Source organism: Micromonospora sp. NBRC 110009 (genome assembly GCF_030518795.1).
In the GTDB taxonomy this organism is placed as follows: domain Bacteria; phylum Actinomycetota; class Actinomycetes; order Mycobacteriales; family Micromonosporaceae; genus Micromonospora.
Genome location: NZ_CP130427.1, coordinates 2,696,035 through 2,710,271 on the forward strand (window position 1 = coordinate 2,696,035; position 14,237 = coordinate 2,710,271).

The following is a 14,237-nucleotide window of genomic DNA, read 5'->3' on the forward strand; positions in this document are numbered from 1 at the left end:
CCCGCCCCGCCGGCCGCGGGCGGTCCGCCGGGGGCTACTTGTCGATGTCGCCGACCACGAAGAACATCGAGCCGAGGATGGCGATCAGGTCCGGGACCAGGCAGCCCGGGAGCAGCGTGGCCAGCGCCTGCACGTTGGCGTAGGAGGCGGTGCGGAGCTTGAGCCGCCACGGGGTCTTCTCACCCCGGGACACCAGGTAGTAGCCGTTGATGCCGAGCGGGTTCTCGGTCCAGGCGTAGGTGTGGCCCTCGGGAGCCTTGACCACCTTCGGCAGCCGGGTGTTCACCGGCCCGGTGAGCCGGTCCACCCGGTCCAGGCACTGCTCGGCCAGGTCGAGCGAGACGTACACCTGGTCGAGCAGCACCTCGAAGCGGGCGTGGCAGTCCCCGGTGGTCCGGGTCACCACCGGCACGTCGAGCTGGTCGTACGCCAGGTAGGGCTCGTCCCGGCGGAGGTCCAGGTCCAGCCCGGAGGCCCGGCCGACCGGCCCGGACGCGCCGAACGCGGCCGCGTCCGCCGCCGACAGCACGCCCACCCCGACGGTGCGGGCCAGGAAGATCTCGTTGCGCCGGATCAGGTTGTCCAGGTCGGGCATCCGCCGGCGCACCTCGCCGATGGCCGCCCGGGCCCGCCCGGTCCAGCCGGCCGGCACCTCCTCCTTCAGCCCGCCGACCCGGTTGTACATGTAGTGGATCCGGCCCCCGGAGGCCTCCTCCATCACCGCCTGCAGGGTCTCCCGCTCCCGGAACGCGTAGAACATCGGCGTGATGGCGCCGATCTCCAGCGGGTAGGAGCCGAGGAACATCAGGTGGTTGAGCACCCGGTTCAGCTCGGCGAGGGCCATCCGCAGCCAGACGGCACGCTCCGGCACCTCCATGCCCATCAGCCGCTCGACCGCGAGCACCACGCCCAGCTCGTTGGCGAAGGCCGACAGCCAGTCGTGCCGGTTGGCCAGCACGATGATCTGCCGGTAGTCGCGGACCTCGAAGAGCTTCTCCGCGCCCCGGTGCATGTAGCCGATGATCGGCTCGGCGGCGACCACCCGCTCCCCGTCGAGCACCAGCTTCAGTCGCAGCACGCCGTGGGTGGACGGGTGCTGCGGGCCGATGTTCAGCACCATGTCGGTGCCGAGCTGCTCCCCGCCCGCGCCCGTGCCGACGGTCAGTTCGCGGAGGTCGCCGGCGTCGGTGGTCATGTCCGCCATCGTGCCATGAGCGGATCGAGGGCGACGCCGACCGGTTGCAGCAGCCACCAGTGCCCGCCGAGGCCGGCCGGGTCGGTCAGCTCGGCCACCGCCGACGCGGCGGCCAGCGCCCGCACGTACCCGGCGGGGTCGCGGGAGGCCAGGCTCAGCGGTGGTCGCCCGCCGTCGGCCCCGAGCGCTTGCAGCCCCTCCCGCTGCGAAACCAGGGTGTACGCACACCGGGCAATCGGCTCACCGGCGGAGGCGACCGAGTCCATGGCCACGTGCGCCGTCACGTCACACGAGCCGTCCGGCACCGGCGCCACCTGTCGCCCACCCCGATACCCGGTCAACGTCCCGTCGACCGGCCGACCGCCCCGCAGGTGCCCGTAGTCCACGGCCAGTGCGACCCCCCGGTCGATCTTCCGCACGGCCCCCGCCCACGCATCGTCCCGCGTCCGCCCGACCTCCACCCGCCCCCCGTCAGGCGTGGGGGTAGGGGTCGGCCACCAGTGGGTGAGCCAGGCGGCGTCCTCGGGGCTGACCGGGTCGCCGGTCGACTCCTCGCCGGTCGCCGGGTCCACCATCAGGTAGCGCCAGCCGTCCTCGGCGTGCACCGCCAGGTCCAGGGGGACGTTGTCCAGCCACTCGGTGGCCACCAGCAGGCCGGTGATCCCGTCGGGGAGGTCGCTGGTCCAGTGGATCTCCGCCGGCAGGTCCTCGGGTCGGGGTGCCCGTTCGACAGCGACGAGTCGTACCCGATCGGCCAGTGGCGCCGTGGCCGGCTCCTCGGAAACCCCCACCAGCAGCGATCGCAGCAGCTCGCCGCGCCCGGCACCGACATCCACCACGTCCAGCTGAGCCGGGTGCCCGAGAGCACGATCGACGGAGCCGAGCAGTCGGAGCAGGCCGGACGAGAACACCGGGGACGCGTGCACGCTGGTGCGGAAGTGGGCGGCCGGCCCGGGGCCGGAGACGAAGAAGCCACCCGGCCCGTAGAGGGCCCGGTCCATCGCCACCCGCCAGGACAGCCGCTCGGTGGAGGTCACCGGCCGAGCGTACGGACCGACTGGCCGGACCCCCGGAAGTGGCCGTTGAAACCCCTTCGCTGGGGCCGGTGAAGGTTTTCACACATGCTTGTTTCCGCTCCTCGTCCCCGGCGCATACTTGCGATCGACCGGTACCCCCTTTCGAGGACTGGATCGATTGCCATGAGCGCACCGCTGCGCCCGCGTCCGGCCGCCCCATCCGCGGCCCCCGACGCCCCGCTCGTCTTCCCGCGCACCCTCACCGTCGGCGTGATCGGCGCCGGCCGGGTCGGTGCCGTGCTCGGCGCGGCCCTCGCCGCCGCCGGCCACCGGGTGGTCGCCGCCGCCGGCGCCTCCGGGGCCACGAAGGCCCGGATGGCGCTGCTGCTGCCGCAGACCCCGACCCGCTCCCCGGCCGCCGTCGCCCGGGCCGCCACCGACCTGCTGATCGTGGCCGTCCCCGACGACGCCCTGGCCGGCGTGGTCGCCGGGCTGGCCGAGGCCGGCGCGCTGCGCCCGGGCCAGGTCGTCGCGCACACCTCTGGCGCGCACGGGCTGGCCGTCCTCGCCCCGGCCGCCGCGCTCGGCGCCCGGCCGCTCGCGCTGCACCCGGCGATGACCTTCACCGGTACGCCGGACGACCTGGGCCGCCTCACCAACATCTCGTACGGGGTGACCGCCCCGGCCGAGCTGCGTGCGTTCGCCGCCCGGCTGGTCGCCGACCTGGGCGGGGTGCCCGAGTGGGTGGCCGAGGGCGACCGGCCGCTCTACCACGCGGCGCTGGCGCACGGCGCCAACCACCTGGTGACCCTGGTCAACGAGGCGGCCGACCGGCTGCGCGACGCCGGGGTGGACCGGCCGGAGAAGGTGCTCGCCCCGCTGCTGCGGGCCGCCCTGGAGAACGCCCTGCGGCTCGGCGACGACGCGCTCACCGGCCCGGTGTCCCGGGGCGACGCGGGCACCGTACGCCAGCACCTGGTCAAGCTGGCGGCGACCGCGCCGGAATCGGTGCCCCCCTACCTGGCGTTGGCCAGGAGGACCGCGGACCGGGCGATCGCCGCGGGCCGGCTGCGCCCGGCCGACGCGGAGTCGCTGCTGGACGTGCTGAGTGGCATCTACGGGGAGGTTGCCGCATGACCGAGCTGGTGCACACGCGCAAGGAGTTGGCGGCCGCGCGCGACGGCCTGACCGGCACCGTCGGCGTGGTGATGACCATGGGCGCGCTGCACGCCGGGCACGAGACGCTGCTGCGGGCCGCCCGGGAGCGCGCCGACCACGTGATCGTCACGATCTTCGTGAACCCGCTCCAGTTCGGCCCGAACGAGGACTTCGACCGCTATCCGCGCACCCTCGACGCCGACCTGGAGATCTGCCGGCGGGCCGGCGCGGACGTGGTCTTCGCCCCCGCGGTGACCGACATGTACCCGGAGGGCCAGCCGAAGGTCCGGGTCAACCCGGGCCCGCTGGGGGAGGACCTGGAGGGGCTGAGCCGCCCCGGCTTCTTCCACGGGGTGCTCACCGTGGTGCTGAAGCTGCTCCAGCTCACCCGCCCCGATCTGGCCTTCTTCGGCGAGAAGGACTACCAGCAGCTGAGCCTGGTCCGGCGGATGGTCCGGGACCTGGACGTGCCGGTCGAGATCGTCGGCGTGCCGACCGTCCGCGAGCCGGACGGGCTGGCCCTCTCCTCCCGCAACCGCTACCTCTCCCCCGAGGAGCGGCAGGTGGCGCTTCGCCTCTCCGCCGCGCTCCGGGCCGGCGTCGAGGCCGCCGGGCAGGGCGCGGACGCGGGCGAGGTGCTGGCCGTCGCCCACCGCGCCTTCGACGCCGGTACGCCGGGCGCCCGCCTCGACTACCTGGTGCTCACCGACGCCGACCTGGAGCCGGGGCCGGTCGCCGGGCCGGCGCGGCTGCTGATCGCGGCCTGGGTCGGCGCCACCCGGCTGATCGACAACGTGGCGCTCCACCTCGCGCCGCGCCCCTGACCACTCCACCCACCCGCTGAGAGGCACCTCCGATGCTCCGGACCATGCTCAAGTCGAAGATCCACCGGGCCACGGTGACCCAGGCCGACCTGCACTACGTCGGCTCGGTGACCGTGGACGAGGATCTGCTCGACGCGGCCGACCTGATCCCCGGCGAGCAGGTGGCGATCGTGGACATCACCAACGGGGCCCGGCTGGAGACGTACGTGATCCCGGGGCAGCGCGGCAGCGGCGTGATCGGCATCAACGGCGCCGCCGCGCACCTGGTGCACCCGGGTGACCTGGTCATCCTGATCTCGTACGGGCAGATGGACGACGCCGAGGCCCGGGCGTACCAGCCGCGGGTGGTGCACGTCGACGCCGACAACCGGGTCGTCGACCTGACTGCCGACCCGACCACGGCCGCCCCCGGCACCGCCGGCGACCCGGTCCCGAACCCGCTGGCCGCCGCCCTCAACTGACCCGGGACGGCGAGCGGCTGCAACACGGTCCTGGGCGCGGTACGTCGGCGTGCCGGACGACGCGATCCTGCGCTTCCGCAGCGGGGCGGTGATCCGCCCGCCCGGTGCCGGCCGCTGGGCCGTCGGCGACCGGGGCGTCCGCTGCTACCTGTGGCTCCCCGACCGCACGAAGACCGACTCGCTCAAGGGGACCGGCCCGGCCGGCCTGCCGGTCCGGACCAGGTAGCCGAAACCACTCGTCCCGCCCCCGCCGCCCGCAATGAGGGGCCTTCGGGTTGACTGTGCTCATGGACCTTCCGACCGTCGAGCTGCCGGCTCTGCCCCGGCTGCTGGCCGCGCCCGCCCCCGGCTGGGTGGAGACCACCGACGTGATCGTGGTCGGCTCCGGGGTGGCCGGCCTCACCGCCGCGCTGCACCTGCGCGAGGCGGGCCTGCACGTCACCGTCGTCACCAAGGTCAACATGGACGAGGGCTCGACCCGCTGGGCGCAGGGCGGCATCGCCGCGGTGCTCGACCCGACCGACACCCCGGCCGCGCACGCGTACGACACCGAGGTGGCCGGCGTCGGCCTCTGCGACCCGGCGGCGGTCCGGGTGCTGGTGGAGGAGGGCCCGACCCGGCTGCGTGAGCTGATGCGGATCGGGGCGGAGTTCGACCGCAACGCGGACGGCTCGCTGATGCTTACCCGGGAGGGTGGCCACCGCGCCGACCGGATCGTGCACGCGGGCGGCGACGCCACCGGCGCCGAGGTGCAGCGGGCGCTGCACGCGGCGGTCCACCGCGACCCGTGGATCCGGCTGGTCGAGCACGCCCTGGTGCTGGACCTGCTGCGCGCTCCCGGCGACGGGCCCGGCGGGCTCGGCCCGGCCTGCGGCATCACCCTGCACGTGCTCGGCGAGGGCAGCGAGGACGGCGTCGGGGCGATCCTGGCCCGGGCGGTGGTGCTGGCCACCGGCGGCATGGGCCAGATCTTCGCGGCCACCACCAACCCGGCGGTCTCCACGGGCGACGGCGTGGCGCTCGCCCTGCGGGCCGGCGCGGCGGTCACCGACGTGGAGTTCGTGCAGTTCCACCCGACCGCGCTGATCGTGCCGGCCGGCGGCCCGGGCGCCGGGCTGGCCCAGCAGCCGCTGGTCTCCGAGGCGCTCCGTGGCGAGGGCGCCCACCTGGTCGACGGCGACGGCAAGCGGTTCATGGTCGGGCAGCACGAGCTGGCCGAGCTGGCCCCGCGGGACGTGGTCGCCAAGGGCATCCACCGGGTGCTGCTGGCCACCGGCGCGGATCACGTCTTCCTGGACGCCCGCCACCTCGGCGGGGACTTCCTGGCCCGGCGCTTCCCGACCATCGTCGCCTCCTGCCTGGCCATCGGGGTGGACCCGGCCACCGACCTGATCCCGGTCGCCCCGGCCGCCCACTACGCCTCCGGCGGGGTCCGCACCGACCTGCACGGCCGCACCTCCATCCCCGGGCTGTACGCCTGCGGCGAGGTCGCCTGCACGGGGGTGCACGGCGCGAACCGGCTGGCCAGCAACTCGCTGCTGGAGGGGCTGGTCTTCTCCCGGCGGATCGCCGAGGACATCGCCGCCGGCCTGCCCGAGCAGGCGAAGCCGGCGGAGACCGGGGCCTGGGTGGGCGGCCAGGGCTGGGTGGTGCCGGCCGAGGGCACGCCGGCCCTGCAACGGGCGATGACCCGCGGTGCGGGCGTGCTCCGCTCGGCGCCGACCCTGGCCGCGACGGCCGCCACGCTGACCGAGCTGGGGCAGGGCCGGGGGGTCCCGCGCACCGCCGACTGGGAGGCGACCAACCTGATCACCGTGGCGTCGACGCTGGTCGCGGCTGCGTACACCCGCCGGGAGACGCGGGGCTGCCACTGGCGGGAGGACTTCCCGACGGCCGACGACCGGTGGCTGGGCCACCTCGTCGGCGGGATCGGGACGGAGAGCCGGTTGACCGAGCGATGGGAGTCGCAGTGAGGGAGTCGACGGAGCGGGCGCTGCGGGCCGGTGACCTGGACCCGGAGCTGGTGCGGCGGGTGATCGTTGACGCGCTCACCGAGGACCTGGGGCCGGAGTTCCTCGACGTCACCAGCGTCGCCACGATCCCGGACGCGCAGAACGACACCGCCGACCTGGTGGCCCGGGCGGACGGCGTGGTCGCCGGGCTGCCGGTGGCGGCGGCCGTCTTCGAGCTGGTGGGGGAGGTGACCGGCACCGACGGTACGGTCGAGGTGTCGCTGGTGGCCCACGACGGGCAGCGGGTGGCGCGCGGGGACGTGCTGGCCACGGTGACCGGCCCGACCCGGCAGCTGCTCACCGCCGAGCGGACGGCGCTCAACCTGCTCTCCCGGATGTCCGGGGTGGCCACCCACACTCGGGCCTGGGCCGACGCGCTGGCCGGCACCAAGGCGATGGTGCTGGACACCCGCAAGACCACCCCGGGCCTGCGCGTCCTGGAGAAGTACGCGGTCCGCGCCGGCGGCGGCACCAACAAGCGGATGGGCCTGCACGACGTCGCCATGATCAAGGACAACCACAAGCTGGCGGCGGGCGGTGTCGGGGCCGCCTACCGCCGGGTCCGCGAGGCGTTCCCGGACGTGCCGGTGCAGGTGGAGGTGGACACCCTGGCCGAGGCGGTGGAGGCGGTCGAGGCCGGCGCGGATTTCCTGCTGCTGGACAACATGACCCCGGCGCAGCTGCGCGAGGTGGTGGCCGCGGTCGGCGACCGGGCCGAGCTGGAGGCGACCGGCGGGCTGACCCTGCCGGTGGCCGCCGAGTACGGGGCGACCGGCGTCGACTTCCTCTCCGTCGGCGCCCTCACCCACTCCTCGCCGATCCTGGACATCGCCCTGGATCTGCGCGCGGAATGAGCGTCTAGGCTGCCAGCGTGCTGCTCTGCATCGACATCGGAAACACCAACACCGTGCTGGCGACCTTCGACGGCGACAAGCTGGTGCACTCCTGGCGGATCAAGACCGACGCCCGTTCCACCGCGGACGAGCTGGGCCTGATGTTCCGGGGGCTGCTGGCCGGTGACGCCGTGGAGATCACCGGGGTGGCCGCCTGCTCGACGGTGCCGGCCGCACTGCGCTCGCTGCGCACCATGCTCTCCCGCTACTACGCCGACCTGCCGAGCGTGATCGTCGAGCCCGGGGTGCGCACCGGGGTGCAGCTCGCCATCGACAACCCGAAGGAGGTGGGCGCGGACCGGGTGGTGAACACCCTGGCCGCGTACACCCTCTACGGCGGGCCGTCGATCGTCGTGGACTTCGGCACGACCACCAACTTCGACGTGATCAGCGGCCGGGGCGAGTTCCTCGGCGGCGCGTTCGCGCCGGGCATCGAGATCTCCTTCGACGCGCTCGCCGCCCGCGCCGCCCAGCTCCGCAAGGTGGAGGCGACGAAGCCCCGATCGGTGATCGGCAAGAACACCGTCGAGTGCCTCCAGGCCGGCCTCTACTTCGGCTTCGCCGGTCAGGTGGACCGGATCGTCGAGCGGATGATCGAGGAGCTGGGCGAGGTGAAGGCGGTGATCGCCACCGGCGGCCTGGCCTCGCTGGTGCTCAGCGAGTGCCGCACGATCACCCACCACGAGCCGATGATCACCCTGATCGGCCTGCGCATGGTGTACGAGCGGAACGTGTAAGGAAGGGCCCCTTATTAACGCCTCCGGTAGAGCAGGGGCCCCCTCTTAACACCGTGCTCAGCGCCGTCGGGAGCGGAAGACCAACGTGCGGTAGGGGAGTTCGACGGTTTCCCGGCCGGCCAGGTCCGGGTGGGTGGCGAAGAGGTCTCCGAGTTCCCGGTCGATTTTCGCCTGGTCCTCGGCCGACGCGGTCAACCAGTAGGAGCGCGTGTGCAGCATGCCCACCACCTCATCGGGGGAGAGTGTGGTGGTATGGGCGAACTCGCCCAGTTCGACCGGTTCGAAGGCCGGGCCGAAGTCGCCGTACTTGTCGACCACGTTGCCCGCGTTGTAGCCGAGGTGAGCGACCCGGCTCAGCTCGGCGACCCAGGCCACCCGCTCGTCCCGGACGTTCCAGATCGGGGCGAAGGTGCCGCCGGGCCGCAGCACCCGGGCGATCTCGGCGTGGGCCGGCTCCTTGTCGAACCAGTGGTAGGCCTGCCCGACCAGCACCGCGTCGGCCGAGCCGTCGGGCAGCGGCACCGCCTCGGCGCTGCCGGCCAGCGCCGCCGTGCCCGGGGTGGCGGCCGCCAGTTGCGCCCGCATCCCCGGATCCGGCTCCACGGGTACGACCCGGTGCCCGAGCGCGAGCACGCCGCGGGTGAGGATGCCGGTGCCCGCGCCGAGGTCGATCACCCGGGCCGACGCGGGCAGCCCGTCCAGCGCCCAGCGCAGCGCCTGCGCGGGATAGCGGGGGCGGAACCGGTCGTACTCGGCGGCGGCCGCGCCGAAGGAGAGTGCGTGAGTGGGGTCCGTCATGGGCGGGAGGTTATCCCGTAACGGGCGGCAGGGCGCTTGAGTACGCTCATGGGCTGACCCGCCGATATTCCCCAAGCCTGAGGAAACTGCCGTGACCGAGCAGAACGCCCTGCCAGTGGACCCCGCCGACGACCTTCCGGAGCAGCTGAAGGTCCGCCGGGAGAAGCGGGACCGGATGCTCGCCGAGGGCGTCGAGCCGTACCCGGTCGGCTTTCCGCGGACCAGCACGCTGGCGAAGATCCGCGAGCAGTACGCCGACCTGCCGACCGACACCGCGACCGGCGACCGGGTCTCGGTCACCGGCCGGGTGATCTTCGTCCGCAACACCGGCAAGCTCTGCTTCACCACCCTGCGGGACGGCGACGGCACCGAGCTGCAGGCGATGCTCTCGCTGGACCGGGTCGGTGCCGAGCGGCTGGACGACTGGAAGCGGCTGGTCGACCTCGGCGACCACGTCGGGGTCACCGGTGAGGTGATCACCAGCCGGCGCGGCGAGCTGTCCGTGCTGGTCGAGGAGTGGGCGGTCACCGCCAAGGCGCTGCGCCCGCTGCCGGTGGCGCACAAGCCGCTGAGTGAGGAGGCCCGGGTCCGCCAGCGGTACGTGGACCTGGTCGTCCGCCCGCAGGCGCGGCAGATGGTGCGGACCCGGGCGACGACCGTGCGGAGTCTGCGCGACACCCTGCACGCCCAGGACTTCATCGAGGTGGAGACCCCGATGCTCCAGCTGCTGCACGGTGGCGCGGCGGCCCGCCCATTCGTGACCCACAGCAATGCGCTCAACACCGATCTGTATCTGCGAATCGCGCCGGAACTGTTTCTCAAGCGTGCCGTGGTCGGCGGTGTCGACCGGGTCTTCGAGATCAACCGCAACTTCCGTAATGAGGGCATCGACTCGTCGCACTCGCCGGAGTTCGCGATGCTCGAGGCTTACCAGGCGTACGGCGACTACAACACCATGGCCGAGCTGACCCGGAATCTGGTGCAGCAGGCGGCGATCGCCCTCACCGGCTCGACGGTGGTCACCCACGCGGACGGCCGTGAGTTCGATCTCGGTGGCGAGTGGCGCTCGGTGACGCTCTTCGGTGTTCTCTCGGAGGCGCTCGGTGAGGAGGTCACCGTCCGGACCGAAAGGGCCCGCCTGGTCGAGTACGCGGACAAGGTCGGGCTCTCCGTCGACCCGAAGTGGGGCCCCGGCAAGCTGGCCGAGGAGCTCTTCGAGGAGCTGGTGGTGCCGTCCCTGCGGGCCCCCACGTTCGTGCGGGACTATCCGGAGGAGACCAGCCCGCTGACCCGGGCGCACCGCGGCGAGCCGGGGCTGGCCGAGAAGTGGGACCTCTACGTCCTCGGCTTCGAGCTGGGCACCGCGTACTCGGAGCTGGTGGACCCGGTGGTGCAGCGCGAGCGGCTGGTGGCCCAGGCGCAGCTCGCGGCGCGCGGCGACGACGAGGCGATGCGACTCGACGAGGACTTTCTCCGGGCGATGGAGTACGGAATGCCGCCGGCCGGCGGTATGGGAATGGGAATCGACCGTCTCTTGATGGCGCTGACCGGGCTCGGAATTCGGGAAACGATCCTGTTCCCGTTGGTCCGGCCGGAGTAGCCGACACCCGTTCCCGGGTCGTTACCGCAACCCATTGACGCGGCAAGCGGCGGGCGGGTTATTGTGCTCCTGTATTGCAGGAGCACAACCCTGCTCGAAAGGAATGTGGGACGTGGCCAAGCAGATCATTCACAAGCTGGTCGATGACCTGGACGGCGGGGACGCTGACGAGACTGTCAAGTTCGCGCTGGACGGCGTGCAGTACGAGATCGACCTGTCCGCTTCGAACGCCGAGAAATTGCGCGACGTATTCGGTCAGTACGTCGCGCACGGCACGAAGGTCGGTCGCGGCGGCGTGGTCGTGGGTGGCCGGGCTGCGCGGGGTCGGGGCGGCGCCACCGCCGACCGCGAGCAGAACAAGGCGATCCGGGCCTGGGCCAAGAAGGCCGGCAAGGACATCTCCGACCGGGGCCGCATTCCCCAGGAGATCGTGGACGAGTACCACTCGAAGGCCGGTCACTGAGCCGACCAGCCGGGCGACATCGACGCCGGACCGGAGTTCACTCCGGTCCGGCGTCGTCGTTTCCGCCCCCGTGCGCCGTCTGTCCGGTTCGCGTCCCGGGTCCGGCCGTCGCCGGGAAATTCGGGTCGGGCCGGGAAGAAACCCTCCCCGGGCGGAGTTGTCCACAGGCGGTGGAGATGTCGTCCACAGGCTGTGGATGACGGGTGGTGGGCCGGAGAGTCGCCCGCCCCGGGCCCCGGCAGTCGTCCGGGAGGCCGCGACCGGCCTTTTCCACCGGCGGTCGAATTTCGCTCTGCGCGTACAGGTAGGGGTACCGGAACACCTCCTGAGCGCGGACGGTTGTCAGAAACGACGTGGGAACGGCCATTCGCGGGGACACACGACCTCAGCGGAGTCGGCCCGCGGCGATAGAGTAAGGAGGCACGGACGCCCGTCCCGGACGTCCGCGCACCGGCCCCGCCAAGATCTTGACCATCAAGGCGCACGGCACGTGAGGAGCACGAGGGCATGTTCGAGCGGTTCACCGACCGAGCGCGACGGGTTGTCGTCCTGGCCCAGGAAGAGGCCCGGATGCTCAACCACAACTACATCGGTACGGAGCACATCCTGCTGGGCCTGATCCATGAGGGTGAGGGTGTCGCGGCAAAGGCCCTGGAGAGCCTCGGCATCTCCCTCGAGGGCGTCCGTCAGCAGGTCGAGGAGATCATCGGCCAGGGCCAGCAGGCGCCGAGCGGGCACATCCCGTTCACGCCGCGGGCCAAGAAGGTGCTGGAGCTGTCGCTGCGTGAGGCGCTGCAGCTCGGCCACAACTACATCGGCACGGAGCACATCCTGCTCGGTCTGATCCGCGAGGGTGAGGGCGTCGCCGCCCAGGTGCTGGTCAAGCTCGGCGCGGACCTCAACCGGGTCCGCCAGCAGGTGATCCAGCTGCTCTCCGGCTACCAGGGCAAGGAGCCGGCCGCGGCGGGCGCCGCGCCGGGCGAGGCCGCGCCGTCGACCAGCCTCGTGCTGGACCAGTTCGGCCGCAACCTGACCCAGGCCGCCCGCGAGGGCAAGCTCGACCCGGTCATCGGGCGCGAGAAGGAAATCGAGCGGGTCATGCAGGTGCTCTCCCGCCGTACCAAGAACAACCCGGTCCTGATCGGTGAGCCCGGCGTCGGTAAGACCGCCGTGGTGGAGGGGCTGTCCCAGAAGATCATCAAGGGCGAGGTGCCCGAGACGCTGAAGGACAAGCAGCTCTACACGCTCGACCTCGGTGCCCTGGTCGCCGGTTCCCGTTACCGCGGTGACTTCGAGGAGCGCCTCAAGAAGGTGCTCAAGGAGATCCGCACCCGCGGCGACATCATCCTGTTCATCGACGAGATCCACACCCTGGTGGGTGCGGGTGCCGCCGAGGGCGCGATCGACGCCGCCAGCATCCTCAAGCCGATGCTGGCCCGTGGCGAGCTGCAGACCATCGGCGCCACCACGCTCGACGAGTACCGCAAGCACCTGGAGAAGGACGCCGCTCTCGAGCGCCGCTTCCAGCCGATCCAGGTGGGTGAGCCCTCGCTGGCCCACACCATCGAGATCCTCAAGGGCCTGCGGGACCGCTACGAGGCGCACCACCGCGTCTCGATCACGGACGCGGCGCTCGTCGCTGCCGCCACCCTGGCCGACCGGTACATCTCGGACCGCTTCCTGCCGGACAAGGCGATCGACCTGATCGACGAGGCCGGCGCGCGGATGCGGATCCGCCGGATGACCGCGCCGCCAGACCTGCGCGACTTCGACGAGCGGATCGCCCAGGTCCGCCGCGACAAGGAGTCCGCGATCGACGCGCAGGACTTCGAGCGGGCCGCTCAGCTCCGCGACAAGGAGAAGCAGCTGCTCGGCCAGAAGGCCCAGCGGGAGAAGGAGTGGAAGGCCGGTGACCTGGACGTCGTCAGCGAGGTCGACGACGAGCAGATCGCCGAGGTGCTCGGCAACTGGACCGGCATCCCGGTCTACAAGCTGACCGAGGAGGAGACCTCGCGCCTGCTGCGCATGGAGGACGAGCTGCACAAGCGCGTCATCGGCCAGGAGGACGCGGTCAAGGCGGTCTCGAAGGCGATCCGGCGTACCCGGGCCGGCCTGAAGGACCCGAAGCGCCCGTCCGGCTCGTTCATCTTCGCCGGCCCGTCCGGTGTGGGTAAGACCGAGCTGTCCAAGGCGCTCGCCGAGTTCCTCTTCGGCAGCGAGGACGCCCTCATCCAGCTGGACATGTCCGAGTTCCACGACCGGTACACGGTGTCCCGGCTGGTGGGTGCCCCTCCCGGCTACGTCGGCTACGACGAGGGCGGGCAGCTGACCGAGAAGGTGCGCCGTCGGCCGTTCTCGGTGGTCCTCTTCGACGAGATCGAGAAGGCCCACCCGGACGTGTTCAACACGCTCCTCCAGATCCTGGAGGACGGGCGGCTCACCGACGGCCAGGGTCGGATCGTGGACTTCAAGAACACGGTCATCATCCTGACCACCAACCTCGGCACGCGGGACGTCGCCAAGGCGGTGTCGCTGGGCTTCCAGGCCTCTGATGACTCCGAGTCGAACTACGACCGGATGAAGCAGAAGGTCAACGACGAGCTCAAGCAGCACTTCCGGCCCGAGTTCCTGAACCGGATCGACGACACCATCGTCTTCCACCAGCTGCGCGAGAACGAGATCCTCCAGATCGTGGACATCATGATCGCCCGGATCGAGACGCAGCTGAAGAACAAGGACATGGGCCTGGAGCTGACCGACAACGCCAAGAAGTACCTGGCGAAGAAGGGCTTCGACCCGGTGCTGGGCGCGCGGCCGCTGCGTCGCACGATCCAGCGCGACATCGAGGACAACCTCTCCGAGCGGATCCTCTTCAACGAGCTGACCCCGGGTCAGATCGTGGTGGTGGACTGCGAGGGCGACCCGGAGAACATCGACAAGTCCAAGCTCGTCTTCCGAGGCGCGGACAAGCCGGTCGAAGTGCCGGACGCCGTCCCGGCGGACCTCGGCGGCACCGCCGCCACGGGCGCGGACGACGCGGCGTAAGCGTCGGGTAGATACGACAGGGCGACGGCCCCGGT

The 14,237-nt window shown here is 72.0% G+C and carries 12 protein-coding genes and 1 pseudogene; 10 read left to right on the forward strand and 3 right to left on the reverse strand.

All coding sequences use genetic code 11. From position 1 onward, the window contains the following. Positions 1–34: 34 nt before the first annotated feature. Both Q2K19_RS12880 and Q2K19_RS12885 read right to left on the reverse strand, forming a co-directional pair. Positions 35–1,204, reverse strand: coding sequence for an NADH-quinone oxidoreductase subunit D (locus tag Q2K19_RS12880; RefSeq protein WP_302770974.1), 1,170 nt, complete (start codon positions 1,202–1,204; stop codon positions 35–37). Beyond that, entirely contained in the window at positions 1,192–2,196 is a 1,005-nt protein-coding gene (locus Q2K19_RS12885; protein ID WP_302772461.1) for an SAM-dependent methyltransferase, read from the reverse strand. Before Q2K19_RS12885 ends, Q2K19_RS12880 begins: the two co-directional genes overlap by 13 nt. A gap of 198 nt (positions 2,197–2,394) precedes the next feature. Here Q2K19_RS12885 and Q2K19_RS12890 point away from each other — a divergent pair, with 198 nt between their 5' ends. From Q2K19_RS12890 to Q2K19_RS12920, 7 genes and pseudogenes are all read left to right on the forward strand, one after another. After that, positions 2,395–3,348: a Rossmann-like and DUF2520 domain-containing protein gene (locus Q2K19_RS12890; RefSeq protein ID WP_302770976.1), complete on the forward strand. Its 954-nt coding sequence runs from the start codon at positions 2,395–2,397 to the stop codon at positions 3,346–3,348. After that, positions 3,345–4,193, forward strand: a complete 849-nt coding sequence (gene panC, locus Q2K19_RS12895; RefSeq protein ID WP_302770978.1) for a pantoate--beta-alanine ligase — start codon at positions 3,345–3,347, stop codon at positions 4,191–4,193. Before Q2K19_RS12890 ends, panC begins: the two co-directional genes overlap by 4 nt. A gap of 32 nt (positions 4,194–4,225) precedes the next feature. Then, positions 4,226–4,654, forward strand: coding sequence for an aspartate 1-decarboxylase (gene panD, locus Q2K19_RS12900; protein ID WP_302770979.1), 429 nt, complete (start codon positions 4,226–4,228; stop codon positions 4,652–4,654). 34 nt (positions 4,655–4,688) lie between these two features. Beyond that, positions 4,689–4,880 (forward strand): annotated as a pseudogene (locus Q2K19_RS12905) (septum formation family protein); the annotation flags it as partial. A 61-nt stretch (positions 4,881–4,941) separates the two neighbouring features. Then, entirely contained in the window at positions 4,942–6,627 is a 1,686-nt protein-coding gene (locus Q2K19_RS12910) for an L-aspartate oxidase (RefSeq protein WP_302770981.1), read from the forward strand. Then, positions 6,612–7,520, forward strand: a complete 909-nt coding sequence (gene nadC, locus Q2K19_RS12915; protein WP_446839662.1) for a carboxylating nicotinate-nucleotide diphosphorylase — start codon at positions 6,612–6,614, stop codon at positions 7,518–7,520. The genes Q2K19_RS12910 and nadC overlap by 16 nt, the downstream gene beginning before the upstream one ends. A 17-nt stretch (positions 7,521–7,537) precedes the next feature. After that, on the forward strand, positions 7,538–8,296 hold the full coding sequence (locus tag Q2K19_RS12920) for a type III pantothenate kinase (RefSeq protein ID WP_302770984.1): 759 nt from the start codon (positions 7,538–7,540) through the stop codon (positions 8,294–8,296). Between the two features lie 57 nt (positions 8,297–8,353). On the opposite strand, the gene Q2K19_RS12925 is transcribed toward Q2K19_RS12920, so the two are convergent. Continuing rightward, entirely contained in the window at positions 8,354–9,094 is a 741-nt protein-coding gene (locus tag Q2K19_RS12925; RefSeq protein ID WP_302770985.1) for a class I SAM-dependent methyltransferase, read from the reverse strand. A 91-nt stretch (positions 9,095–9,185) separates the two neighbouring features. Between Q2K19_RS12925 and lysS the strand changes: the two genes are divergently transcribed. The 3 genes from lysS to Q2K19_RS12940 all read left to right on the forward strand — a co-directional run bounded on the left by lysS (position 9,186) and on the right by Q2K19_RS12940 (position 14,202). Beyond that, the gene (gene lysS, locus Q2K19_RS12930) at positions 9,186–10,694 is read left to right on the forward strand and encodes a lysine--tRNA ligase (protein WP_302770986.1); all 1,509 of its coding nucleotides are present in this window, start codon (positions 9,186–9,188) and stop codon (positions 10,692–10,694) included. A gap of 112 nt (positions 10,695–10,806) precedes the next feature. Further along, positions 10,807–11,157 carry a histone-like nucleoid-structuring protein Lsr2 gene (locus Q2K19_RS12935; protein ID WP_302770988.1) on the forward strand — a complete coding sequence of 117 codons (351 nt, stop codon included), beginning with the start codon at positions 10,807–10,809 and terminating at the stop codon, positions 11,155–11,157. Positions 11,158–11,664: 507 nt separating this feature from the next. Beyond that, the gene (locus tag Q2K19_RS12940; RefSeq protein ID WP_302770990.1) at positions 11,665–14,202 is read left to right on the forward strand and encodes an ATP-dependent Clp protease ATP-binding subunit; all 2,538 of its coding nucleotides are present in this window, start codon (positions 11,665–11,667) and stop codon (positions 14,200–14,202) included. The last annotated feature ends 35 nt before the right edge of the window (positions 14,203–14,237 follow it).